The sequence below is a fragment of the Nodosilinea sp. FACHB-141 genome (assembly GCF_014696135.1).
GTDB lineage: Bacteria > Cyanobacteriota > Cyanobacteriia > Phormidesmidales > Phormidesmidaceae > Nodosilinea.
Window position 1 is genome coordinate 416,685 of the sequence record NZ_JACJPP010000007.1, and the last position, 23,285, is coordinate 439,969.

The window sequence follows — 23,285 nt, forward strand, 5'->3', positions numbered from 1 at the left end:
TAGATGGGTGGATGGGTGAGGGGCGTATGGGGATAGGGGCTGCGGAGCGGTGTCCTTGCGGCAGTGGGGAGAGTTTTGGGGATTGTTGTCGGCCCTATTTACTCGGGAAGGCGGAGGCTCCAACGGCAGAGACACTGATGCGATCGCGCTATACGGCCTACTACCAGGGCAACATTGACTATTTGATCGCTACCCACCACCCGACCCAGCGGTACGGAGGCCAGCGGGCGGCGATCGGGCAGAGCGTGGCGACTACTACCTGGCTGGGGCTGCGGGTGGTTGCTACGGAGGCTGGGCAAGCCGCTGACAGCAAAGGCGTTGTCGAGTTCATTGCCTATTACGCGGGCCCTCGATTGGGTCAAGTGCATGAGCGATCGCGCTTTGTGCGGCAAAAACAGCGCTGGTTTTATCTGGACGGGGATGCTCTGCCCCCGGTGGAGCCTAAGCGCAGCGACCCTTGCTGGTGCGGCAGCGGCCAAAAGTATAAAGCCTGCCACGGCCCCTAAGGAAAATTTGAAGAATTATCGGAAACCCCAGCCATCCTTGCGGCGGCATTCCATACTCATGGCAATCCTGTCCTGATGTTTTGTCAATGTATCTGGGCCGCTACTATGACCGATACCCTACAACCCGCTGAGCTAACTGCTGCACTGACGCCAGAGGCCATCGTGCGAGTACAAGAGGGGGTGGCCACGTCGCAAAATCCAGCGGTGCGCCAGTGCATTGCGATCGATTTGGCCGAGCTGAGTGCGATCGCCCAGGGCACCGCCGATCGGCGCGTGAGCGGTGGCATTCGCCGCTGGGTGATGCGCCGCTTTATCAAAGCCTGCTTTCGGGTGCGCATCGAAAATCCAGAGCATATTCCTACTGAGCCCAATGTGCTGACGGCTAACCACCTCAGTCATTTAGACCCGTTCCTGCTGCTGGCTTTTTGCCCCCCTACCCCCTACTACTACATCCTGGGCGATGCCCGCACCCTCTACAACAAACGCTGGAAGCGCTGGCTGATTGGCTGGGCGGGGGGCGTGATTCCTCTGGAGCGCTGGTGGAAGGAAGAAATGGCCGTAATGGCCGCCGCCGACAACGGACGGGACGATCTCAAGCCCCTAGCGGCGGCGATTCGCGATCACGTGCCCAACGGTAGCTCAATTCAGCAAATGCGGCAGATCGATCAGGCGGTGCAGGCTTTACTAGCCAGGGGCGACGGCGTCATGCTCTTTCCCGAAGGTCGCTTGGGAGAACGGGAGGGGCACATGCATCCCCTGCGGCGCGGCACCGTGCTCTACGCCATGCGCTCTGGGGTACCTATTTACCCAGTGGCGATCATTGGCACCAAAATTCTCTACTTTCGCAAACAAATTACCCTGCGGTTTGGCCCAGCCGTGCATGTTCCCCACCAGGCCCGACCCAAGCGAGTCGCCATCGATGCCGCTCTGGCCGAGCTAGAACAAGCCTTTCAGGCTCTATTGCCGTCCCATTACCAAGAGCCCGAGGGGCCACAGCCGCTGCGCCACTGGCTGAGCCATCTGTTCTGGTAGCTATTCGCCTTAAATAATCGAGCGGAATTCGCGCAGCACAGATTGCCGATAAAAACCCGAAGCCTTGATGTCCAGAGCATTGTGGATTAGCCCTAGGCAAAATATTTGGAAGCCCTTAACGAGATTTGAACTCGTGACCTCTCCCTTACCAAGGGAGTGCTCTACCACTGAGCTATAAGGGCAAGTTGTCGTGGATGGGCCGGGCTGGATTTGAACCAGCGTAGGCGTAGCCAGCGGATTTACAGTCCGCCCCCATTAACCACTCGGGCACCGACCCGCTCTATCCACGATTTATAATCCTAGCATGGAAGGGGAATTACTTTTGGTCAACTTAAAAAAGTTCTGCCTATTTTTTTTGGAAATACGTTTATCGGGCATAGACAAACCAGGCCAAAGCCCAGCCCAGCAAGAGTCCCAGCCCGCCAAACCGCACCGCCTGCCAGAATGGTTCTTGCAGATGCTGCCACGATACAACTCGGCTGGCCAGCTCCATTTCAAAACTGTCGGCGGCTTCCTGCAAGTTTGTTACTTCCTGGGCTGAGTGCTGAGCATCCTCCTCCGCCCCGCCCGCTTGAATCTGCTGAAGCTGTAGCAAATTGGAGACTCCGACCTTAAGCTGGTGTAGGCGTGCTTCTAGCCCTTCTAGCTGATGCATAAGGTCCGTAAGAGAACGGGGCGCTTCGTCGGCACTGCTGCCTATGGTGCCGCGCTGGCTGTGATATCGCTTTTGCCGGTAGCCTGGTTTCATTGTGCAGAATAGAGAAATAGGGATGTTTCCCCAGCAGGGCTGCTAGGGCAGGGTACATCTTCTAGTTAACCCCAACTGGTTTCAGTAACTATGGCTTTTTCGTTTGATCCGTCAATGACGCCCCAGTCGATCGCCCGGGCTGCTAAACCGGCTGCTGAGCTAACCGACCTGGAGCTGGCTCAAATACTGGCGGAGCGCCTAGCCGTTAAGCCTGCTGACTGGCACCGCCTCAACCGCGATCGCCGCGTGCGTGCCAGCGAACAGCTAGCGGCGGCGCTAGTGTTTCTGCTCAAGCAAAATTCTGAGGAAGCTTTGGTACGAGTTGAGCAGGCTGCCGGCTGGCTGAACCGCAGTCTGCAAGCGCCCCCCTGCCCTAGCCACGGCGATCGCAAAACTCGTCTAGCCGAGCACAGCGACTAACTGCCCAAATTTGGCTGAGGAAGCCAAATCAGCTGTCTACAATACTGCTTAGCGAAATTAGTTAGCGAATGAGCGGTAGCCGACGAGGCTGCCGCACCACTTTGCCCAAGTGCAGCTCTCGGCCCTCGTTGTGCCAAATCACTTGATCAAATATTTGGTAGAGAATGTAGAGACCGCGACCGCATTCTCCAGGGTTAGAGGTGCAGTTGTCATCAACGGCTTCGTCGCAGCTACAGGGATGGCTAAATCCGCCGCCTTGGTCAGTGATCACCCACCATAGATGAGACGCTGATGTAGTATATTTAACCGAAATGCACTTAGCCGGATCAAGGCGATTGCCGTGCTTAGCAGCGTTGACAAGGGCTTCTTGCAAGCCTAGCCGCACCTCGGCTTGCCAGGTCGCAGGAACATCTCTCAGCAAGAGTTCTAGAACTGGCTGCAAATATAGGGTAGACACGAAACTCAGGGTGTCCCACTTTTGCTGCTGTGCAGATGGAGAAGTTGCTATCACTCAGGCCATCTCCAATGTCTTGAGTTGAATATTGGTTGAAGACTCTGACTCGCAGTTCAGAGATTAATCAATAAAAACGAATGTGTAACAAGCGATAAAATATTTATATTTTTTGTGGCTTGCTCAGAGTTAGCATTTGTGCAAACCCTCTAACAACACTTCCTCAAAAGCTCCAAACCAAAACAGTAGTTGGTCTAGAAACTTGTGGGAGTGAAATTGTTTTAGGCAGAGCATTACAGCCACTATTTCACTATAGCAAACTTTGCCAGGGCTTCGTCAACGGGAGGCAGTTTTTGGAGCAAACCGCTATTTCAGCACCTGTTTACCTGCACAGAGTGCGGCGAGCCGCATGTTTGAGCCTGCTTGCCTATACCAGGGTAAACGCAACTCTATCTACGCTAAACTCAATCTCCAAGGCATAGAAACGTAATCTGAAAGAGAGATTGCGTAATATTAAGTAACTTAGAAGCGTGAATTTACCCTGGCAAAAGCCGTTTTTTTAGAGGCCTAGGTGCTGTTTGGCCGTACCAGCAACAATGTCAGATGTATCGGTGGTGAGCTGTTGCAGCGCCGATTTAGCATCGGGCTCAGAAAACTGAGCTAGGGCCTGCACTAAGCGGTGGCGCACCTGCCAGTCAGGATGAGTAGTGTAATTGAGCAGCAGGGGTAGGGCACGGCGATCGCCCAGTTCGCCCAGAGCACCAATGGCAGCAGTGGCAATCAGCTCATTGTCTGAGCCTAGGGCTTCTTGCAGAAGGTCAAAGGCCTGAGGCTCACCCAGCTCACCTAGGGCCGCGACTATGCTAAATTTCACTAGCCACTCGTCGGTGCTGTGGTAAAGCGTAGCCAGTTCAGGATAGGCACTTTTGAGCTTGAGCCCACCAATGGTGTCGGCGGCGGCGGCTTGGACGTCGGGGTCAGGGTCTTGGGTGAGCGATCGCCGCAGTAAGGGCTCTACGGTGGCTACGTCTTGCTGCCCCAAACTGGCAATCTGGCTAATAGCGGCATAACGCACCCGAGCATTGCTGTCGTTAGCCGCTAGTTGCACTAGCTCAAAGGCATCGGAGGAGTCCAATTCGCGCATTTGGTTGACCGCCCGCAGCCGATCCCCGTAGTCATCGGAGTGGAGCAGTTCTCGAACCGAGTTTGGGGTAATAGCCATTTTTGTAGAGATAAGTACAAATCTGCTTTCTCTACTATCGGCCATTTTGGGGATCGGCGATAGGGGGAGCGGAGTGGGGGAGTGATGGAGTGGAGAGTTTTGAATGTTGAGTGTTTAGTTTTGAATTGAAGCATTAGCAGGAGAACTCAACACTCAAAACCAAACACTTAAAATTCACCGCCCCATCGCCCTAGGCGTAGCTATTCGCCATTTCTCGCACAATGTCGCCTCGGGTGAGGATGCCGACCACCTGCTTATCAGCATCTATCACCGGCAGACGGCGCACCTGCTTGTCGTGCATCAGGTGGGCGGCTTCGCGCAGAGATTTATCTGGGGCAATGGTGACAACGTGATCGGTCATGACGTCTTTGACCAGTTGGCCGAGGGCTTTGTGGAGTTCCTGGTTGTACTGGTTAGGGGTCTTTAAATAGATCACGCTGTCGAGCAGCATGATATAGGCGGGCATATCGACCCCGGTAGTTTGCCACATCAGATCAGATTCCGACAAAATGCCGACCAGATGATTGTCTGCATTGATCACAGGCAGCCCGCCCACGTGGTTGTCGGCCATCAGCTGAATGGCATCCTTCAGCACGGTGTCGGGGGCTACCGAGATCGGGTTTGAGGTCATTACATCCGCAACGGTTTTGGCCATGGGGTTAGTTCAATACGGGTTGGATGGGTGGGCTGACTGGAATTGATTTCATTCTAGAAAAGGTTCATCGCTAACCGGGTGGCTGTCACAGGTCGTTACAGTAGTGCTCTAGAATGGCGGCGCAGTGGGCGATCGCCCCTAAATGAGCGATCTCATAGCCGTGGGTGTTGTGGGTTGGGAAGCTCAGGCAGGCGGCCCGCGACACGTGGCCAAACTTCATGGCGATCGAGCCGTCGCTGCCAAAGCCGCTAATCACCGCCATTTGAATGGGTAGGTCGTGGGCGGTTGCAGCCCGGCTCAGCTCTGCATTTAGGCCTTCGTCGTAGAGGCCGTAGCCGTCTTGACTCAGCAACACCGGCACCTCGCCTGGCTGAATAGAATATTCAGCCGCTAAAGGGCAAATTTCTAGAGCGATTAGAGCCTCTAGTCGATGGCGTTGGGAGAAGTACAGAGCGCCTACCGCCCCCACTTCTTCTTTGGCAGACGCGACCAGGTAGACGGTCACGGGCGGTTGCTGCAGCCGCTCGGCCAGCATCAGCAAAATCGCCAGTGAGGCTTTGTTGTCGAGGGTGTAGCTGGCGATATGGTCGCCCAGGCGAAAGGGCTGTTTGCGGTGCTTGCCCACCACCACTCGGGTGCCGGGGCGAATGCCGGCGGCAGCGAGCTCTTGGGGCGATCGCTTGGTCTCTACCCAGGCGGTCTCCCAGGTGACCGGCTGGCTCTCTTGCTGGGCTTTCTGGGGCGACTCGTGGGAGACGTGGCGCGAGCCAAAGCTCAAAACACCGCTGATGGTGTGCTGATCCCCCAGCAGATCCATCACGCCCTCACCGTAGACCCAGGGAAACGAGCCGCCCAGCTTGCGCACCGACACTCGCCCGTCGGCGTAGATGCTTTTGACCAAGGTGCCGATCTCATCTTTGTGGGCGGTGATCGCAATGGCCCGGCTGTCATCGCGCCCTGGAATTTTTGCAATGACGTTGTCGGCCTCATCGCGCCAGTGCTCTACCCCCAAGTTGGCCAAGTCAGCCATCAAATGTTGATTGATTTCGTCCTCCGCACCACTGGGCGAATGGCACATGACTAGGTCGGAAATCTTTGTAAACAGAGCGTCGTAGGACATGGGGGGCGGGGAAGATATGGGATGTGAGGAAGATAAAGCAGGTGAAACCCATTTTTGATAGGGGTTTTGATTCTAGCTACTTCCTTATCACCCCATCTTCCTCATCACCCCTATCTCTTCTCGTTAGTCAACTCTTTCCCTTGGGCTCTCTAAAAGCAGAATTATTTGCTTTAAACTTGTGCATCAATCACGTCAGCCTCTCTGGCCTAGATCTCCTTGGGTGCGTTGGGGGATCGGCATTGGGATTGGGTTCCTGCTGTTTGTGGGGATCAGTAGCCAGTTTCGCAGCGAGGCTACGCTTCCCACCCTCGCTCCGCTGCCGCAGGATCCATACATTCGAGCGTATTTTAACCACAACCAGGCGGCGACCTATACCGACCCCTACCGCCAGATCACTCGCCATGGGGATGATTTAGAGCAGGTGGTGGTGGATGCGATCGCCACTGCCCAAACCTCCATTGATGTGGCGGTCCATGAGTTCTCGCTGCCGGGGATCGCCCGCGCTCTGGCCGATCGCAAGGCCGCAGGGGTAGAGGTGAGGGTGGTGGTCGAGAACACCTACAGCACGCCGGTAGCCAAGCGAAATTCTGGAGGGCTGGCCGAGCTAGACGAGCATTTCCAGGACAAGGTCAACGATCTGTATGCCTTCATTGATGCTGACCAGGATGGGGTGCTGAGTGATGATGAGTTGCGCGATCGCGACGTGCTCACCATTCTCGCCCAGGCCAACATTCCCCTCATTGACGACACAGCCGACGGCAGTAAGGGCAGCGGCCTGATGCACCACAAATTTATGGCGATCGATGGTCGTACCGTTGTCACTGGATCCGCCAACTGGACCTTGAGCTGCACCCATGGAGACTTTTCGGATCCAGATAGTCGGGGAAACGCCAACAGCATTCTCGTGATCGATAGTCAGCCCCTGGCCCAGCGGTTTCAGCAAGAGTTTAACTGGCTGTGGGGCGATGGCCCCGGTGGGCAACCCAATAGTCTGTTTGGGCTACAAAAACCTCACCGGCCTTCGGCCCTAGTTTCGCCTCCCGGTTCGGCGCTGGAAGTGCAGTTTTCGCCCACCTCAAAAACTCGGCCCTGGGCCCAGAGCGTCAACGGGCTGATTGCCAAAACCCTGGGCCAGGCCACCCAGAGCATTCACCTAGCCCTGTTTGTCTTTTCTGAGCAGGCGATTAGCGACCAGCTGTTGCCGGTGGCCAATCGAGGAGTGCCCATCAAAACTTTGATTGATCCTGGCTTTGCCTACCGCAGCTATAGCGAAGGGCTCGACATGCTGGGGATCACTATCCCCGACCACAACTGCAAGCGCGACAACAGCGTACCCTGGGCGAATCCAATTACTACCGTTGGGGTGCCGGCCTTGCCGCCTGGCGATAAGCTGCACCACAAGTTTGCGGTGCTTGACCAGAGCGTAGTGCTGATTGGCTCTCAAAACTGGAGTCAGGCCGCCAACACCACCAATGACGAAAACCTGCTGGTGATTCGCAATGCCACGGTGGCGGCCCACTTTGAACGCGAGTTTCAGCGGCTGTACGACGGGGCAGAACTGGGCATGACGCCGCAGTTGCAGGGAGCAATCGCCCGTCAACAGGAAAAATGTGGGTTGTAGCCTTTGCCCCTAGGCCGCCGGAGGACCGAACCAAAGCGCCATGGCATCGCTCCAGCTAACCCGGTAGCTTAGCGGGTCTTCAACGATCAAGGCATCGACGTGGGCTGGCTGAAGTTCTAGCCAGCGTAGGGTTTGGCGCACGCTCCAGCCGCGATATTGGGCAATGCAGCGAATGTCTTGCAGAGTAACGGTGGGCAAAGATGACTGCAACCAGTGGCTTAAGGTATGAGAAGGCACCTGCAATGCCGTTGACAAATCGCGAGAACTACCGTGGTGGCGCAGCTCGAGCCTGAGCCATTCGACTAGTACCTGTACGTTCCAGGGATAATACGCTGTGCTCATGGGAAAACCCGCTAAGTCAATCCCATCAAACTATGTATTTAGGCCTATGTTTCTTAAAGGCAGGTTCGAGGGAGCAGGTTTTTACAGTTCAGTTGATTCTTCAAAACCACGGCCTAAAAGTTGAATCCGCTCACCTCAGCGGCTCGTATCCTAAAAACGTCTTCGGTGACCTGACAGGCACTCTTCCTCAGAAAAGCATCCTCAGGACTGTCCAGGAGATGGCATTTTGAGATGCGAAGACAGACTGAATCAGGGTTTGCATTCTCTAGAAGTGGGTGGGTGCAGGGGTTTGGCTTAGGCTTGTTCAGTCTGAGACTGTTGCCAGTGCTTCATTTCTTCGGCGATGAAGTGGTTGACTAGGTCGCGATAGAGGGCTTCGATCGCATCACCATTCAGCCCTTCTTCCTCGGCCCACACCCGGCGCTGCTGAAGCATGGCCTGAAAGCGATCGGGGGCTTTGACCGCAGTCTCGCTGGTTTTGAACTGAGACGCCGCTTTGACGTAGGCAAAGCGCTGGCCCAGGAGGGCAATCACCTGGCGATCGAGCCGATCAATCTCGGCGCGAATGTCGGCCATGTTTTGGCACTGGTCGGGGGTAGGCATGGGGTTCAGGGTAAAGCGATGTTGCTGAGCTCGGCTTGCAGGGCGGCGATCGCATCATACTCCCGCTCAAACACCCCGGTTAGGTGCTCAAACACCGGCAATACCTTTTGGTAAACCGTCACATTTGCAGGGATTGGCAGATGGCGGTAAGTTTCCCCAATCATCGTCGTCACTGCATCTAGCGACGGCACTCGACCCAAGGCATAGAGGCCCAGCACGGCGGCCCCCAGACATGAGCTTTCGTAATGCTCAGGGATTGTCACCTCGCGGTCAAAGATGTCAGCCATCATCTGCCGCCACAGGGCTGCTTCGGCAAAGCCCCCCGTCGCTTGAATCAGGGTAGCTGGGCCAGCAAAATCTTCTAGCGCCTTGAGCACTAGGTAGAGGTTGTAGACAATGCCCTCTAGCACCGATCGCACCAGGTGTGATTTGGTGTGTTTGACGCTGAGGCCAAAGAACGAGGCCCGCGCGTTGGCATTCCATAGGGGCGATCGCTCGCCCATTAGGTAGGGGTGAAACAGCAGCCCCTCTGAACCGGGAGGCACAGTCTCTGCCATGGTCATCAACAGGCTATAAACGTCTTGGCCCAGGCGTTTGGCAGTGGCCACCTCGGCATCGGCCAGCTGGTCGCGCACCCAGCGCAGGGCAATGCCGCCGTTATTCACCGCGCCACCAATCACCCAGTGGTGCTCGGTGAGGGGGTAGCAAAACAGGCGCTCTCGTGGATCAGTGATGGGGCGATTGACCACAGCTCGCACGGCACCACTAGTACCTACGGTCACGGCCACTCGACCCGGGGTCACTGCCCCCACTCCCAGATTTGACAGCACGCCGTCGCTAGCCCCAGCGATTAGCGGGGTCTCAACTCGCAGGCCCATAGACCCGGCCATGACGGGTTTTAGCCCGGTGAGCACGGCGGTGGTGGGCACGAGTTCGGATAGGGATGAGGGGACAACTCCGGCGATCGCCAACGCCTCTGCATCCCAATCCAGCGTTTCTAAATTCAGCAGACCCATGGCCGTGGCAATGGAGTGGTCGACCACGTAGCGACCCAGCAGCCGATAAAACACAAATTCTTTAATCGAAATAAACCGCGCCGCCTGCTGAAAGAGTTCGGGCTGCTCGTGGCGCAGCCAGGTGAGTTTGACCAGGGGCGACATTGGGTGGAGGGGCATGCCCGTGCGCCGATAGACGGCGTGGCCATTCATCTCGGTCTTGATGCGCTTTTCCCAGCCAGCGCTGCGGTTGTCGGCCCAGGTGATGCTGCGGGTGAGAGGCTGGTCGTTGGCGTCAACCAAGATCAGGCTGTGCATCGCCGAGCTAAAACACAGCCCCAACACCTGCGCTGGGTCAAGGGCGTGGGTATCGACCAGCCCTCGCACGGTTTTGACCACGGCGGCGAAAATTTCTTCGGGGTCTTGTTCGGCGGTGGCTATGTTGGGGGTATAGAGGGGATAGGTCACCAGAGCTTTGCCCACCACCTGCCCCGCTTCGGTAAACAGCACCGACTTGGTACTGGTGGTGCCAATATCGACCCCAATGATGTAGTTCTGATTGGTCATAGAGTAATGGCCTGATGTAGCAGCGATCGCTCGGTGCGCTTAATCAGGCTATACCCCAGCGGCACCGACGACAAAATCAACGCTGCGTCAAATCATGTCGCAGGCTCAATAGATCGCAAAGTCCATGCTAGCCCTCTCCCCCAGCCCCTCTCCCAGGGAGGAGAGGGGAGCCGGAAAAGCCTTTAAAGTTCCTCTCCCAGCTTGGGAGAGGGATTGAGGGTGTAGCTTGCTTTCCGAAGGGCGGGCTAGATCCCGTCAGAAGGGATTGTTTTCGACCTACTGAGGCCATACAACCCGGTCCCATACCCTTTGGGCATGGGACCGAGCCTAGCCGGTTAGTCGACGATCGCTACTCTTTGTAGTGATCGCGCATCGCCTTGTGAATCGTCTTCCACCGCCGTTTGCTGTTGAGAGCAGCGCGGGCATCGTGTCGCTGGTCGAGCCACTGCTGCTCGCGCTGGAGCTTGTGGTAGCTGTGCAGGCGATCGCCGCTTAGATCGCCTGCTGCGATCGCCGCTTCCACCGCACAACCGGGTTCGCCCTGGTGCCGACAGTCCCTAAATCGACAGTCTTCAGCGAAGGCCTCGATATCGGCAAAGGTCGCCTCCAGCCCCTCGCTAGTCGTCCAGAGCTGTAGCTCGCGCATGCCCGGCGTGTCGATCAGCAGTGCCCCCGAGGGCAGGGGCAGCAGGTGCCGCCCGGTGGTGGTGTGCCGTCCGCGACTGTCATCCTCGCGCACACTTTGAGTGGTCTGTTGCTGACTGCCCAAAAAATGGTTGGTCAGCGTAGACTTACCCACCCCCGAGGAGCCAATCAGCGCCACGGTTTGCCCTGCCCCCAGGTAAGGGACGAGCTGTTCTAACCCAACTTCCGTAGCGGCACTAACGGCGTGAACCGGTACGCCAATGGCAACGGATGCGACCTGGTCGAGACAGTCCGCCAGATTGTCGCAGGTGTCCGCTTTATTCAGCACCACAACGGGTGTGGCCCTGCTCTCCCATGCGGCCACCAGGTAACGCTCAAGGCGGCGCAGGTTGAAGTCGCCATCGAGACCAGTCACCAAAAACACAGTGTCGACGTTGGTGGCCACCACCTGGCCTTCGGTTTTGCCGCCCGCTGCCTTGCGCACAAACTCGCTCTGGCGCGGCAGCACCGCATGAATGACGGCATGGGTGCCCTCATCCTGCCGCTGTATGACAACCCAATCGCCTACCGCCGGGAAGGCTTGGCTGTCTGCTGCCTGGTGACGAAATTGCCCAGCGATTTCTGCTGATAGTTCTCCGGCTGGGGTTAAAAGCCGGTAGGCACCGCGATGCTCCAGTGCCACTCGGCCCGCTTCAAAACCGGCCTCTGCCCAAGGGGCAAAGGCGCGATCGCAGGTGGTGCTCCACCCGCCTAATTCAGTTAAGTTCAAGGGTTTTTCCTCAAATGAAGCCTACGTGGGGCAAGGCTTCACGCGGTCAGCCCAATATTTAGGTGCCGCCTAGCCTTGCCGGGAAAAATGTTGGTTGCCACACAAGACCGACTCAGCCATAGGTCATCTCCTTGTCAATCACTTATGGGGCTTGCCCACGACTAGGGCTGCCCACATTCAAGCCTACAGCTCCGATCGCCGCGATCGCGGCAACTCGGTCAGCTTTGCAGCAAATCTATAAATATTGGCAAGCTCGCTAAGACTCTTGCGCGTTCAGGGAACACTAGCGCCCAGAGAACTTTCTATAGCAAACTAGCGACTGTTGAAGGGATAGTGATGATCAATGTTACTGCGGCTATCTTGTTAGCGCTTGGCATAACACTAGATTCTCTAGTAGAAAACTACACGCTTTTGGCGGCGATCGGTATTCTGTTTGCCATGGGGTTCTTCTTATTGATGTATCTGCAATACCCGGTCTTGTTTACCGGCGCGGCGCGATATCCCTTAGCTAGAAAGTGCTTTCCGCTCGTTCGCTGGGCCATCTTTGGCATTTACTTCGCTGACCTGTCTGCTACGCTCCTGCGCTACTACGACGGTCCTGCCCTGAGTGTTTCTATCCACGCCTACAGCATTTGGGCTGGAGTTTATCTGGTGGCCTACAGTCTAGCCATCTTGACCGGGCCACCTAAGCAGCGGCGACGCAAGAAAGTTCTTCGGCACTATCAATGGCGGCAGTGGGAAGGGCAACTGGTTCCCGTGCCCATTTCATCGCTACGGTAGCCAAAACTGGGGCAACCCCTGCAACCCCTGCCGCACGAAGCGATTGACCGATCGCAGCGCCTGAATATGCGGCTCATCGAGAATCACGGGCAAGATCTCCGCAGGCTGCCCTTGACCCGGCTTTGCAATCACCTGGTTCGCCGCCTCTAGCCCCGTCAGTAGGCCTTCTCCTGCGGCCAAAGGTCGTGATGGGGACGATTCAATCATCCGCTATGAGCAGGTTATTGATGGGTGTCTTGGATAACCTCTAACCTCACTATCAGTAACTCTCCTAATCAAGTCGTATCGCGAGGTAATTTACTCTCATCTAACAACCATGCTGTCTGTTAACTCTCAGCTGCACAAAACACCGTTCTAGTCTCATACCGTTCTCTAGGAGTAGTTGAAAGCGATGACAAACTTACCCTTTGAGAGACTGTAACTACCCCTATAGAGCCTGCAGAATGAAGGCTGATTATGTCAAAAATTGAAAGAACAAGTTGATGCAATGCTGAGGATAATAGATATGGCCAAGTCAATACGTTCCCGATGCAAATGCGGCCAAATTACTACAGTTCAGAACAATTTTTGCAAAGAATGCTGGAGCTTGCTGTGGTGGCAGGCGATCGATCTGTCTATGAAAGGACAGCTTCAAACCCCTGTTTCTTTAGGATTCGATAGTATAGGCCAGCATAACCATCGCAGGGTTAACGATTTAGCCGCTTAGTAAGTTGATTTGGATGGATTCGCTATTTGCGGTCAAAATAGTGGCGAACGTAAGAACTTTTCAGAATTAACGCGATTCAGCGTGCATCTAAGCTTTGTAAACGTGCTGCATCATTTTCGTCTAACTCGGTATCAGGAGCGTCATTCAAAAGCCGCTGTGACAATGGTATTTAGGCCTTGAGATGCTGTAAGGGCGGCCAATGCTCGCCAAACGCTAGGGTAGCCAAAACTGAGGCAATTTCTGTAATCCCTGCCGCACCAAATGATTAACCGATCGCAGCGCCTGAATATGCGGCTCATCAGGAATCACCGGCAAAATCGTGGCGGGCTGCCCCTGCCCCAAAGTCGCAATCACGCGGTTCGCCGCCTCTAGCCCCGTTACATAGGCCTTCTCCTGCGACCACGAGCCGTGGCGCGTCACAATCCAATCGCCCGCCATGAATAGGTTGTCGAAGCTGGTGGTGACGGGCAGCAGGTAGCAATAGCTGCCGGGGGCAAAGTGGGTCACCCCCTGGGGAATGCGTACCACGCTGTGGTCGATAATCTTAGCCTCGCCAAAGGCGGGGATGCACCCAGCAAGATCCTGCTGCACCTGCCTGAGCACCTGGTCGTCATCCAGTGCCAGGAGTTGGTTGGCGTGATAGTAGTCGGCCTCAACCACGGTGCCCGGTTCGTCGCGATACTCGTCATGGAGGGCGTTGAGGTCAAAGAATGTCCAGCCGGTGGTGGGGTGAAAGCCAAAGCAGGCGTTGGAGGGCAGGGGAATATTGACTTTGCGATCGAGCCACAGCCGCGCCGCCAGCACGTCGATCGCCCCCAGGTTGCGAATGTCGCGGAATTCTTGGCGATCGCGCAACCCCGCCGACTGCTCCACAATTTTCTTGAGACCGCTGATACCGACGGCAAACACTACGGCATCGGCCTCAAACACTTCGTCGCCGCAAACCACCGCCGTCACCCGGTTGTTCTCCACCGTCACATCCGACACCCGGTGATTGGCGAGAATCTTGCCGCCCGCCCGCTCGATCGCCTCCGTCCAGGGCCGAAAGATCTGCGCCCCTACCGTGCCCCGGCACCAGCGCACGTCAAAATCGGGCTGGTGAGCCAGAATGAAGTAATAGAGCATTCCCAATGCCGCCGCCGCCGAGCACTGCTCGCCGGGGGCAAACAGACCCACCAGCAGCATTGGCTCAAACGACTCGTGGTAGAGCCGGGCCGACACGCCGTACTGGCGAAACAGTTCGCGGGCGGTGATGCGATCGTACTTTTGCCAAGCCTCGTCAGAGTTGTCGAAGTCGATTAGCGCTTGCAGCAGCGGCAGGGCCGAGAGGCGATCGATCAACGGCAGGCGCTTGAAATCGGTATATAGAAAGGTGCCTAGCGGCGTGGGCAGATAGGGCTGCTCCTGAAACAGTGGCGACTCGACCTCTAGCCCCTGGGGTGAATACTGAGACGATCGCGTCCACTCGGTAAAGGGCTGAATGCCCAGCTGGTCGGTAAGGGCAAAAATATTGCGGTAGGGGTACCAAAACCCGTGAATGCCAGCCTCAACGGCGCGGCCCTGGGGCGTTTGCCAGCCCGCTACCAGGCCACCGGGGTAGGCTCCGGCTTCTAGAAGCGTAACCGCGTAACCCTGGCGAGCCAGGTGGTAGGCCGAGCCCAGCCCAGCCCAGCCGGCTCCCACGACAACTACCTTTTTCTGTCCGGTATATTCCGTTGTCATGGCCCACCCATCGTATTGACCTTTTTTACCCTACGTCATTTAGCGGAGGTAGGCATCGACCAAGGCGGTAGATAAGGGCACTGCGACCCAGCAAATCCCCTTACAATTTCTAATTAAAGGGGCTTGTGAAAAACGCTGTGAACGACGTTAGCCTGATCGAAGCCTGGACACTCTGGTTCTCTAAGGATTTGCCCACCAACACTATCCTTTGGGGAATCAGCATCTTTTGGTGGGAGCGCATCGGCAAACTGATGCAGCTTTTGGGCGCGGCTACCATTATTGCCGACATCATTGGTCCTGAAAAAATTCGCCGGTTTGGCACCTCTTTGCAAAGTACCATCGCGCCCAACATCCTAATTCAGTTCCTAAAACAGTGCTTTGATTGGTATGCCGTAATCTTTAGCCAAACTATCCTGAAAGAGTTTGCCGACGGGTCAACAAGAACTGAAACAAAGCGCAAAAATTCTCAACTCGATTTTCTAAACCACGTAATTTGCTTCCTGTTAACGGTCTTGATTATGGCTTCGGCCAACCTATATTCTTTCCACTGGGTCTTCTTGATTGAATTTGTGATTATTTATGTCTGTTTATTGATTTCCGTCGCGCCAATATTGACGGTTTTATTAATTATCGGCCTGACTCTACTGGGATTGGTCATTAATACCACCCTGATCAAGCCTGCGGCGTGGGTTTTAGAGCACCCCTCCCTCGATCGCTCGACAAAAATTGCTAGCCTATTGCTTCTATTGGCTGGCTTTCACTTTGAACTGCTGGCCTCTTAGTGAAAATACCGCCTGTGCCTCAACTAGGTTCATCTATAACTCTTGTTGCGGATTGAGTGCGCCCCGCCAACCAATTACTCGCCTGGTTTTCCCTCAACAGCTTAGGATCAAGGTCAGGCCGGGCATGCATTGCCAATCTATTGTCTTAAACCACCATTTTTAGCTCGATGAACCGTAAAAACCTTGTGAAAAGCGGCGTTAACACTGTGATGGGGGTCAACGAGGCTACCCGCGATACCACCATCCGCCCTGATTTAGCCAATCCCCAGTGGGACAAAGCGGCTACGCTAATCTATTTAGGGGCAACGATCGCCCAGATAGCTGCAATGACTGGGCTGCTGTGGGCCATGGATTTTGCCCTGGGCTACCTCGACACCGCAGCGCTACCTCAGGGGGCGATGGGCGCAATTGCTTGTGCATTTTTTGCCGTGGTGACGCTGCGATCGCGCTTCTTTTCTCTGCTCGACAACACTCGCAACAGCGGGCGCTACCAGTCGCTCCAGCGTCCAGGTTGGGCACCGCCGCCGTTGGCTTTCCCCATCGTGTGGATGAGTATTGCCGTGCTGCGGGTGGTCTCGACCTATTTAGTGTGGTCGGCGATGGGGCAAACTTTCCTGTGTCTGCCGCTCATTCTCTATGTAGCTCACCTCAGCCTAGGCGATACCTGGAATACAATTTTCACGGTCGAAGGGCGCCTAGGGGCCGCCGTGCCGATGGTGATTGTGGGGCCGTTGCTCTCGGCAGCGGTGGTCACGATCAGCTATTACCAAACGCTACCGCTGGCGGGGTGGATTATTTTGCCGTCGTTGGTGTGGCTGGCGATCGCCACCGCTCTTTGCATCAGCCTCTGGCGCTTGAATGGCCAGGAACCCCTCTATCCAGTAGTATCCACAGCCGAATCGTAGGGTGCATCCGCGCAGCGATGCACCACGGGGGACTCGATCCTCGACAACACAAGCGGTACATTACGTTGAGGTCCGTTGACCAAGGTTGAGGGGCCGCGAATGCACCTTACGCAATGGTGCGGCTACCCTAGCTCTTTGCCACCGCTGACATAGGTTAGGCTAGCCGTAATGGCTGCTAACAATGCTGAGCATCCTGTTCTCTTTCCTTGGTGAAGCACCTATGGTCACCCTTGAGCTACGCCAAATTGAGGTACCTCTGGGCAAGAGCCTAGTGCTACGCGACGTGAGCTGGGCCGAGTTTGAAGCCATTTTGGCCGAGCTAGGGAACCACCGCAGCACCCGCATCGCCTACGACAATGGATTTTTAGAGATTATGGCCCCTCTGCCAGAGCATGAATACTTTAAAGAGACCCTTGGCGACGCGGTCAAAGACATGGCCGAAGAACTCACTATAGAATTTGCAAGCTATGGCTCAGCAACTTGGCGGCGTAAGGCCAAGCAGGCCGGCATAGAACCCGATAATTGCTTTTACTTCCAAAACGAGACGCTGGTGCGCGGCAAGCTGGACTTTGATTTAGATCGCGACCCACCCCCCGATCTCGCCCTTGAAATCGATCTCACCAGCAAATCCCTCGATCGCTTCCCGATCTATGCCCGCCTAGGTATACCGGAAATTTGGTGCTACGACAGCGGTGTGCTGACAATTCATCTGCTGGAAGGCGATCGCTACGGGGCATCAGAACAAAGCCAAGTGTTTCCCACTCTGGATATTCGCGCCCTGCCTCAACTGATTGAATCGCAGCGATCGGCAGGGCGGCTGGCACTGCGACGAGCCGTAAGGAACTGGGTAAAAGAACAATCGCAGAGTGCACAGAGCTAAGGCTGCATGACCTCTCTGGTCAGGCCAATTCTCTCGCCAAGTTCAAACACGTTTTCGGTGAACTCGTTGACGTTACCAGAAAATGTAGCGGCTCCCCCGACAAGAGTGGCGGCTGCTGTCCCTGCCGCCATCAACCGCTGCAGCCGTTTGCCAATGCGCTTTGGTTCTTGCTTCTCTGGCTTGCTGAGGTCACTTTCTAGATCATCCAGTTCCATTAGAACATCTGCTTTTTGTTCTTCTGGAAATGCTTCAGATAATTGACGGAGAGATGTTAGCAGACGAACAACATCATCAGCGTTTTGACCATAGTTGTTGATGATTCCGCCGACATTATTACCTTGAACTTGAATGGTTTCGGCAAACCCGCCCGCAAACTGAGCGCCGCGCATGTCATACTTAGGAGCTTTTTGCTCATTAGCCATTGTTTCTACAACCTTTGATAGTCGAGTTCGTTCTTGTCGCTCAAAGCTAAGAAAATCTCTGATGTCTCCTAAGTGGGCTCCTTGCAATCGGAGCTTTTGCTCATACTGAGCTTCGAGGGCAGCGAGTTGATAGGCATAGCGCTGCTTTATTTCTGTTTCAATAGCCGCTCTGTCGGCCTCAGCGCTAACCTCTAATCGAACAACAAAGGCACTTCCCTTGCTCTCCATACCTTGAATGGAGATGTCTTCGTCGGGGCAACTGGTTCTCAAGTCTTGGAAGGATTGGAAAAAGGCTTGCCAGTCAATGCCCTCGGTGAGAGTGATGTCGATGGTTTCTAGCGCACTGGCGATAATCTGAAATCGCTGAGTAAATTCGCCTGAGGCAAACGTGCTCTCTGGGGCTATGGGAAGACGACTAGAGAATTGCCCAGTTTGCTGGTCATAGGTGCGAAAAATGTAATCGCATTTGACATCCTCAAGGACGGTTGAGCTACCAATCTGCCAGTCGGCTATACAGGCTCCTGTGAGTCTTGTTTGGGTGAGATTGGCGTGAAGAATCTGAGATGCATTGAGGTTGGCGTTGCTGAGGTCGGCATTGCTTAAATTGGCGTTGCTGAGGTCGGCGTTGCTGAGGTTGGCATGGCTGAGGTTGGCGTTAATTAAGTAGGCTTTGCTGAGGCTAGCTTTGCTAAGGTTGGCATGGCTGAGGTCGGCGTAGCTGAGGTCGACGTTGCTCAGGATGGCGTTGCTGAAATTGGCCTCGTTGAGAGCGGCGTAGCTGAGGGCGGCATCATTGAGATTGGTGTTATTGAGATCGGCACTGCTGAGGCTAGTGTTGCTGAGGTTGGCGTTGCTAAGGTTGGCATGGCCGAGATTAGCGTTGCTAAGGTTGGCGTTGCTAAGGTTGGCGTTACTGAGGTTGGTGTTACTGAGGTTGGTGTTGCTGAAGTAGGCGTTGCTAAGGTCGGCACCGCTGAGGTCGGCACCGCTGAGGTCGTCGAACCAGAGGGATATTTCAATTCTGGGATTTTGCTGTCTCCAGGCATTCCAGACCTCGCTCCCTTGCTTGAGCAAAGTAACTTGGTTTTCATTTGCCATTGCCGTTGAGCCTGCATCTTCTCACCCTAGACTAGGCGTTTCGCCGATCGGTTCCCTATCCTTGCTGGCCCTTTGGCGAAATTGTTGGAGGAGATAGCGGCAACCGGGAAGCAAAATATTGACCGCGACTATTGCTATGAGCGATCGCAACTCGAAGCCCGTGGCCCTGCCAAATTATAATAAGATGCCAACGCTGGTAGAAGAACTGCAGGAAGCAGCGGCCTTTGACGGTGAAGCGCGATCGCTGCAACATTATTGGCCGCATTAGCCTACGACCAGCGCTAAGGTTACTTGATCACGGCACAGGCAATGCGCCCGCCCGAACCGCCAATGGGTTGCGAATAGTGGTCATCTTTGTCGGTGTGAATGATCAGCGCTGTACCGTCGTCATCCAGCAGTTTGGCAGCCCCGGAGTCTAGGGCAACGATGTCGCTGTAAAGCTCAACTTCAACAGTGCCATCGGCAGCAACAACCAGGTTGGGCAAATTGCCTTCGTGGGGGCCATCAAGGTTGCGAAACCCATGAGGCTGGTTGAAGGGGTTCACATGGCCGCCTGCCGATTTAAACGCGGTTAAATCAGAGCAATCGCCCACGGAGTGAAAGTGCATGCCGTGGTAGCCGGGGGGCAGATCTTTGGCCTTGAGATTCACCAATACTCCTTTGTGCCCCTGCTCGACTTGCACCGTGCCAATGGTGTTGCCGCTGTTGTCAATTAAGTCAGCCTGGGTAACGAGCGCATCGGCAAAGGCGGGGCGAGCCAGCAGGGTCAGGGCACCCAAGCACAGGGTCACACAAATAAGCTTGAATCGATTGAGGAGGGCCAGCATAGGTTTATCCATAGCATCTGCGGTTAGATCTTAATGGATTGAACTGCTGGGTAACGGCAGGCTCCTACGCTTTTAAGGCTGCCGTGGTAAAACGTAAGCATTGCCACGCCTGTCAGAGCACTCCCTGCACGGGGCACTCGTAAAGCAATGCATCCTATGTGGATCCTCAGAAATTAAGCCTGACAAACCCCTAGGCCGATCGCACTACTGTCGGATGGAATGATGCAAATTCTCCACGGCACTTGGATACCTCAGCCCGCTACCGACTTTGTGCAGACAGGGGGCTTTTACCTGTGGATAGAAACCGAGGCTAAGAACTGCCAGCGTTGGCAAAGTCTCTCTAAAGGAGAATCGCCCCACACCCATCCTCAACATTTGTCCGAGGCCGATTTAGCGGCAGTGCTCACTGATGAGCTAGGCCTGAAGTCGCCCGATCGCCGTCCCCCAGAGTCCTTCATCGCTCCTCGCACCTTTTTACTGCCCACAGTGGATGGTCAGCCTCTTCCCTCCCTAGAGCTATCCCGCTATTTAGAAGTAGACATCCCAGACAGCTTTGACTGGCAGTACTGGCAGATCGATTGCTACCAACCCGTGCTCGCCGACATCATTGGCCTGCTGAACAATCTGCACTTTCTCGCTGTCTACAACCTGGCGGAGGTGCAGATGGGTGCCGATCTGCTGTTTTGGTACCACTACACCCAGGCGTTTAAGCAAGTCATTCTGCGCGATCAGTACATTCCAGCTTTGAAGTATCGGCAGCCTGCTGGTGCTGAGGCATCTACCCAGCGCAAAGCAGCAGGAACAAAGACGACAACCAAACAGCAGGCCGCTAAGTCAGAGCCAAAGTTTGAGATTTACCCCGGCTGGGAAATTATTGGCGATCACTACCACGAACACATCCAAACCTACATCGACTACATGCCCCTGCTCTGCGTCGCTGGGTTTGAGGAACCGCCCCCAACGCCGACGTTCTACGATCGCGAAACCCTGCTGCGTCACTTTTCAGAATGCTGGCTAAACGAACTGGTGCGGGGTACAGCGTTTCCCCAAAACTTTCTTAAAACTGTAGAAGGTACGCTAATTCAGGATTGCTTAAAGGCTGATCTTCAGCGTCCTACAACATCGGCGGCAGCATTAGAACAATATCAGCAGTGGCAGGGATGGCGCGATCGCATCGTTCGCACCCAAACCGATCGGACCTTCTATCTCTACTTTCATCTGCAAGACCCGGTCAAATCAGACGATCCCTGGCAGCTTCAGTTTCAGATCGCCCCCAAGCACGATCCCTCCCTTAGAGTGTCTCTCGACGACTACTGGCGCATGCCTCCCAAGCAGAAAAAGGAGGTGAAAGCCCAGCTCGGCAATGACTTTGAGCAGCATTTACTCATGAACTTGGGCTACGCCGCCCGTATCTACCCAGATCTGTGGCATGGCCTAGAGACCGACAAGCCCGTCGGCATCTACATGAATTTAGACACCGCCTTCACCTTCCTCAAAGAATCGGCCTGGGTGCTAGAAGATGCCGGCTACAAAGTGATCGTCCCCGCCTGGTGGACGCCCAAGGGTCGCCAGCGGGCCAAGGTGCGGCTGCGGGTCAAAGGCAAATCGGCGGGCGGTAGCGACAAATCAAAGGGCTACTTTTCCTACGACACTCTAGTGCAATACCAGTACGACCTAGCGATCGGCGACCAGCCCGTCACTGAGCAAGAGTGGCAGCAGCTCGTCAATGCTAAGTCGCCCCTGGTCAAATTTCGCGGCCAGTGGATTGAGCTAGACCAAGACAAAATGCAGCAAATGCTGGAGTTTTGGCAGCAGCAGGCAGCCGAAAACCCTGAGATGAGCCTGCTTGATTTCATGCGCCTGACCAGCGGCGAGGCCGATGACAGCCTGGAGGTGGAGTTCGATCGCGATGACGCCCTAGCCACCATGCTCACCCACCTCAGCGACAAAACCCGCCTCGCACTTACCCCCGACCCCACCCAGTTCCAGGGCCACCTGCGCGACTACCAAAAGCGCGGCCTTTCCTGGTTGCACTATTTAGAGAATCTGGGCCTGAATGGCTGCTTGGCCGACGACATGGGTTTGGGCAAAACCGTGCAGGTAATCGCCCGCTTAATTCAAGAGCGAGAAGAGACGGCCCAACCGATTCCTCCTACACTGCTGATTGCGCCCACCTCCGTCGTCGGTAACTGGCACCACGAAATCCAAAAGTTTGCGCCGCACCTGCGGGCGGTGGTGCACCACGGCGGGGAACGCAACCAAGACACCAAAGCCTTTAAGGCCCTCTGCTGCGCCCACGACGTGGTGATCACCTCCTTCACCCTGACCCGCAAGGATGCCAAGCTGCTAGAGGGCATCACCTGGCACCGCATCGTGCTTGACGAAGCCCAAAACATCAAAAATCCCAAAACTGCCCAGACCAAAGCCATTCTCAAGCTCAACGCCAACCACCGCTTGGCCCTCACCGGCACCCCGGTCGAAAACCGCCTGATGGATCTGTGGTCGATCTTCAACTTCCTCAACCCCGGCTACTTGGGCACCCAGACCCAGTTTCGCAAGCAGTTCGAGCTGCCCATCCAAAAAGAAAACAGCCCCGCCCGCTCCGCCACACTGAAAAAGCTGGTGGAACCCTTCATTCTGCGGCGCCTCAAAACCGACCAATCGATCATCAAAGATCTGCCCGACAAGGTCGAGCAAAAGCTGTTTTGCAACCTCACCCCCGAGCAGGCTTCCCTCTACGAAGCAGTGCTCAAAGACGTCACCGAACAGATCGAAACCAGCGAGGGCATCCAGCGTCAGGGGTTGATTCTCGCCACCCTGACTAAGCTGAAGCAGATCTGCAACCACCCCCGCCAGTTCTTGCAAGACAACAGTGAGTTTGCACCGGAGCGATCACACAAACTCAGCCGCCTGCTGGAAATGCTCGACGAAGTCGTAGCCGAAGGCGAAAGCGCCCTGATCTTCAGCCAGTTTCGCGAGATTGGCGACGCCCTAGAGTACCACCTGCGCCACACCTGCCACTACAACACCTACTACATCCACGGCGGCACCAGCCGCAAAAAGCGCGAGCAGATGATCGCCGCATTTCAAGACCCCGACACCGAGCCCGCCATCTTTGTGCTGTCGCTGAAGGCGGCGGGGGTAGGCATCACCCTCACCCAGGCCAACCACGTCTTCCACTTCGATCGCTGGTGGAACCCCGCCGTTGAAGACCAGGCCACCGATCGCGCCTTCCGCATTGGCCAAAAGAAAAATGTTTTCGTCCACAAGTTTGTCGCCATGGGCACGCTCGAAGAACGCATTGACCAGATGATTGAGGATAAGAAAAAGCTGGCGGGTGCGATCGTCGGAGCCGATGAATCGTGGCTGACAGAGCTAGACAACGACGCCTTTAAACAACTGATCGCCCTCAACAAAAACGCCATCATGGAATGACCAAGTAGCGATTTACCTGAGCTTCGTTTGTT

General features: G+C 55.4%; 23 protein-coding genes and 2 tRNA genes. 10 read left to right on the top strand and 15 right to left on the bottom strand.

The features are described from left to right. The first annotated feature begins 26 nt into the window (after window positions 1–26). Together H6F59_RS05290 and H6F59_RS05295 are read left to right on the top strand one after the other, a co-directional pair. Window positions 27–506: a YchJ family protein gene (locus H6F59_RS05290; RefSeq protein WP_190696088.1), complete on the top strand. Its 480-nt coding sequence runs from the start codon at window positions 27–29 to the stop codon at window positions 504–506. A gap of 105 nt (window positions 507–611) precedes the next feature. Then, window positions 612–1,538 carry a 1-acyl-sn-glycerol-3-phosphate acyltransferase gene (locus H6F59_RS05295; RefSeq protein WP_190696090.1) on the top strand — a complete coding sequence of 309 codons (927 nt, stop codon included), beginning with the start codon at window positions 612–614 and terminating at the stop codon, window positions 1,536–1,538. A gap of 110 nt (window positions 1,539–1,648) precedes the next feature. Here the strand turns inward: H6F59_RS05295 and H6F59_RS05300 are convergent. The 3 genes from H6F59_RS05300 to H6F59_RS05310 form a co-directional block, all read right to left on the bottom strand. Next, a tRNA-Thr gene (locus H6F59_RS05300) sits at window positions 1,649–1,720 on the bottom strand. A gap of 13 nt (window positions 1,721–1,733) precedes the next feature. Further along, window positions 1,734–1,815: transfer RNA gene (locus H6F59_RS05305), tRNA-Tyr, on the bottom strand. 90 nt (window positions 1,816–1,905) lie between these two features. Then, a complete protein-coding gene (locus tag H6F59_RS05310) occupies window positions 1,906–2,286 on the bottom strand; it encodes a hypothetical protein (RefSeq protein WP_190696093.1) in 381 nt (126 codons plus the stop codon). A 114-nt stretch (window positions 2,287–2,400) separates the two neighbouring features. Between H6F59_RS05310 and H6F59_RS05315 the strand changes: the two genes are divergently transcribed. Further along, a complete protein-coding gene (locus H6F59_RS05315) occupies window positions 2,401–2,706 on the top strand; it encodes a DUF6439 family protein (protein ID WP_190697189.1) in 306 nt (101 codons plus the stop codon). 61 nt (window positions 2,707–2,767) lie between these two features. Here H6F59_RS05315 and H6F59_RS05320 read toward each other — a convergent pair whose 3' ends face one another. The 4 genes from H6F59_RS05320 to H6F59_RS05335 form a co-directional block, all read right to left on the bottom strand. Next, window positions 2,768–3,217, bottom strand: a complete 450-nt coding sequence (locus tag H6F59_RS05320; protein WP_190522195.1) for an ATP-binding protein — start codon at window positions 3,215–3,217, stop codon at window positions 2,768–2,770. Between the two features lie 499 nt (window positions 3,218–3,716). Further along, window positions 3,717–4,379: a phycobilisome degradation protein NblB gene (nblB, locus tag H6F59_RS05325; protein ID WP_190696097.1), complete on the bottom strand. Its 663-nt coding sequence runs from the start codon at window positions 4,377–4,379 to the stop codon at window positions 3,717–3,719. A 190-nt stretch (window positions 4,380–4,569) separates the two neighbouring features. Then, complete coding sequence (locus tag H6F59_RS05330; RefSeq protein WP_190696100.1) at window positions 4,570–5,034, bottom strand: CBS domain-containing protein; 465 nt, start codon at window positions 5,032–5,034, stop codon at window positions 4,570–4,572. An 85-nt stretch (window positions 5,035–5,119) separates the two neighbouring features. Then, window positions 5,120–6,154, bottom strand: a complete 1,035-nt coding sequence (locus H6F59_RS05335; RefSeq protein WP_190696103.1) for a M42 family metallopeptidase — start codon at window positions 6,152–6,154, stop codon at window positions 5,120–5,122. A 262-nt stretch (window positions 6,155–6,416) separates the two neighbouring features. Between H6F59_RS05335 and H6F59_RS05340 the strand changes: the two genes are divergently transcribed. After that, window positions 6,417–7,775: a phospholipase D-like domain-containing protein gene (locus tag H6F59_RS05340; protein ID WP_313887119.1), complete on the top strand. Its 1,359-nt coding sequence runs from the start codon at window positions 6,417–6,419 to the stop codon at window positions 7,773–7,775. Window positions 7,776–7,784: 9 nt separating this feature from the next. Here the strand turns inward: H6F59_RS05340 and H6F59_RS05345 are convergent, their stop codons facing one another. From H6F59_RS05345 to rsgA, 4 genes are all read right to left on the bottom strand, one after another. Beyond that, window positions 7,785–8,117 (bottom strand): hypothetical protein, encoded by a 333-nt coding sequence (locus H6F59_RS05345; protein WP_190696109.1) that lies wholly within the window; start codon window positions 8,115–8,117, stop codon window positions 7,785–7,787. Between the two features lie 294 nt (window positions 8,118–8,411). Continuing rightward, window positions 8,412–8,720 (bottom strand): isochorismate lyase, encoded by a 309-nt coding sequence (locus H6F59_RS05350; protein WP_190696112.1) that lies wholly within the window; start codon window positions 8,718–8,720, stop codon window positions 8,412–8,414. Between the two features lie 5 nt (window positions 8,721–8,725). After that, entirely contained in the window at window positions 8,726–10,282 is a 1,557-nt protein-coding gene (gene gntK / locus H6F59_RS05355; protein WP_190696115.1) for a gluconokinase, read from the bottom strand. 349 nt (window positions 10,283–10,631) lie between these two features. After that, window positions 10,632–11,696 carry a ribosome small subunit-dependent GTPase A gene (rsgA, locus tag H6F59_RS05360; protein WP_190696119.1) on the bottom strand — a complete coding sequence of 355 codons (1,065 nt, stop codon included), beginning with the start codon at window positions 11,694–11,696 and terminating at the stop codon, window positions 10,632–10,634. Between the two features lie 336 nt (window positions 11,697–12,032). On the opposite strand from rsgA, the gene H6F59_RS05365 reads away from it, so the two are divergent. Further along, entirely contained in the window at window positions 12,033–12,476 is a 444-nt protein-coding gene (locus H6F59_RS05365; protein WP_190696122.1) for a hypothetical protein, read from the top strand. Here H6F59_RS05365 and H6F59_RS05370 read toward each other — a convergent pair. Together H6F59_RS05370 and H6F59_RS05375 are read right to left on the bottom strand one after the other, a co-directional pair. Continuing rightward, complete coding sequence (locus tag H6F59_RS05370) at window positions 12,468–12,683, bottom strand: hypothetical protein (RefSeq protein ID WP_190696125.1); 216 nt, start codon at window positions 12,681–12,683, stop codon at window positions 12,468–12,470. The two genes, H6F59_RS05365 and H6F59_RS05370, sit on opposite strands and share 9 nt — an antisense overlap. Before the next feature lie 712 nt (window positions 12,684–13,395). Next, entirely contained in the window at window positions 13,396–14,904 is a 1,509-nt protein-coding gene (locus tag H6F59_RS05375; protein WP_190696127.1) for an FAD-dependent oxidoreductase, read from the bottom strand. 188 nt (window positions 14,905–15,092) lie between these two features. Here H6F59_RS05375 and H6F59_RS05380 point away from each other — a divergent pair, with 188 nt between their 5' ends. From H6F59_RS05380 to H6F59_RS05390, 3 genes are all read left to right on the top strand, one after another. Further along, entirely contained in the window at window positions 15,093–15,686 is a 594-nt protein-coding gene (locus H6F59_RS05380) for a hypothetical protein (RefSeq protein WP_190696130.1), read from the top strand. Window positions 15,687–15,853: 167 nt separating this feature from the next. Further along, window positions 15,854–16,591 carry a TspO/MBR family protein gene (locus H6F59_RS05385; protein WP_190696133.1) on the top strand — a complete coding sequence of 246 codons (738 nt, stop codon included), beginning with the start codon at window positions 15,854–15,856 and terminating at the stop codon, window positions 16,589–16,591. 220 nt (window positions 16,592–16,811) lie between these two features. After that, window positions 16,812–17,471, top strand: a complete 660-nt coding sequence (locus H6F59_RS05390) for a Uma2 family endonuclease (RefSeq protein ID WP_190696137.1) — start codon at window positions 16,812–16,814, stop codon at window positions 17,469–17,471. On the opposite strand, the gene H6F59_RS05395 is transcribed toward H6F59_RS05390, so the two are convergent. Continuing rightward, window positions 17,468–18,991, bottom strand: a complete 1,524-nt coding sequence (locus tag H6F59_RS05395) for a pentapeptide repeat-containing protein (RefSeq protein ID WP_190696140.1) — start codon at window positions 18,989–18,991, stop codon at window positions 17,468–17,470. The genes H6F59_RS05390 and H6F59_RS05395 overlap by 4 nt on opposite strands. A 118-nt stretch (window positions 18,992–19,109) precedes the next feature. Between H6F59_RS05395 and H6F59_RS05400 the strand changes: the two genes are divergently transcribed. Continuing rightward, a complete protein-coding gene (locus H6F59_RS05400) occupies window positions 19,110–19,259 on the top strand; it encodes a hypothetical protein (protein WP_190696143.1) in 150 nt (49 codons plus the stop codon). Window positions 19,260–19,278: 19 nt separating this feature from the next. Here the strand turns inward: H6F59_RS05400 and H6F59_RS05405 are convergent, their stop codons facing one another. Continuing rightward, entirely contained in the window at window positions 19,279–19,830 is a 552-nt protein-coding gene (locus H6F59_RS05405; RefSeq protein ID WP_199325612.1) for a superoxide dismutase family protein, read from the bottom strand. A 210-nt stretch (window positions 19,831–20,040) separates the two neighbouring features. Here H6F59_RS05405 and H6F59_RS05410 point away from each other — a divergent pair, with 210 nt between their 5' ends. Continuing rightward, entirely contained in the window at window positions 20,041–23,253 is a 3,213-nt protein-coding gene (locus H6F59_RS05410; RefSeq protein ID WP_190697194.1) for a DEAD/DEAH box helicase, read from the top strand. Window positions 23,254–23,285: the final 32 nt, after the last annotated feature.

What these genes read in the sequence shown, in the direction of transcription:
- H6F59_RS05375 (WP_190696127.1), bottom strand. Translation starts at nt 14,904, where the DNA reads ATGACAACGGAATATACCGGACAGAAAAAGGTAGTTGTCGTGGGAGCC.
- gntK (WP_190696115.1), bottom strand. Translation starts at nt 10,282, where the DNA reads ATGACCAATCAGAACTACATCATTGGGGTCGATATTGGCACCACCAGT.
- H6F59_RS05365 (WP_190696122.1), top strand. Translation starts at nt 12,033, where the DNA reads ATGATCAATGTTACTGCGGCTATCTTGTTAGCGCTTGGCATAACACTA.
- H6F59_RS05330 (WP_190696100.1), bottom strand. Translation starts at nt 5,034, where the DNA reads ATGGCCAAAACCGTTGCGGATGTAATGACCTCAAACCCGATCTCGGTA.
- H6F59_RS05335 (WP_190696103.1), bottom strand. Translation starts at nt 6,154, where the DNA reads ATGTCCTACGACGCTCTGTTTACAAAGATTTCCGACCTAGTCATGTGC.
- H6F59_RS05350 (WP_190696112.1), bottom strand. Translation starts at nt 8,720, where the DNA reads ATGCCTACCCCCGACCAGTGCCAAAACATGGCCGACATTCGCGCCGAG.
- H6F59_RS05405 (WP_199325612.1), bottom strand. Translation starts at nt 19,830, where the DNA reads ATGGATAAACCTATGCTGGCCCTCCTCAATCGATTCAAGCTTATTTGT.
- H6F59_RS05390 (WP_190696137.1), top strand. Translation starts at nt 16,812, where the DNA reads ATGGTCACCCTTGAGCTACGCCAAATTGAGGTACCTCTGGGCAAGAGC.
- H6F59_RS05315 (WP_190697189.1), top strand. Translation starts at nt 2,401, where the DNA reads ATGACGCCCCAGTCGATCGCCCGGGCTGCTAAACCGGCTGCTGAGCTA.
- H6F59_RS05295 (WP_190696090.1), top strand. Translation starts at nt 612, where the DNA reads ATGACCGATACCCTACAACCCGCTGAGCTAACTGCTGCACTGACGCCA.
- H6F59_RS05370 (WP_190696125.1), bottom strand. Translation starts at nt 12,683, where the DNA reads ATGATTGAATCGTCCCCATCACGACCTTTGGCCGCAGGAGAAGGCCTA.
- nblB (WP_190696097.1), bottom strand. Translation starts at nt 4,379, where the DNA reads ATGGCTATTACCCCAAACTCGGTTCGAGAACTGCTCCACTCCGATGAC.
- H6F59_RS05290 (WP_190696088.1), top strand. Translation starts at nt 27, where the DNA reads ATGGGGATAGGGGCTGCGGAGCGGTGTCCTTGCGGCAGTGGGGAGAGT.
- H6F59_RS05310 (WP_190696093.1), bottom strand. Translation starts at nt 2,286, where the DNA reads ATGAAACCAGGCTACCGGCAAAAGCGATATCACAGCCAGCGCGGCACC.
- H6F59_RS05385 (WP_190696133.1), top strand. Translation starts at nt 15,854, where the DNA reads ATGAACCGTAAAAACCTTGTGAAAAGCGGCGTTAACACTGTGATGGGG.
- H6F59_RS05345 (WP_190696109.1), bottom strand. Translation starts at nt 8,117, where the DNA reads ATGAGCACAGCGTATTATCCCTGGAACGTACAGGTACTAGTCGAATGG.
- H6F59_RS05395 (WP_190696140.1), bottom strand. Translation starts at nt 18,991, where the DNA reads ATGGCAAATGAAAACCAAGTTACTTTGCTCAAGCAAGGGAGCGAGGTC.
- H6F59_RS05410 (WP_190697194.1), top strand. Translation starts at nt 20,041, where the DNA reads ATGCAAATTCTCCACGGCACTTGGATACCTCAGCCCGCTACCGACTTT.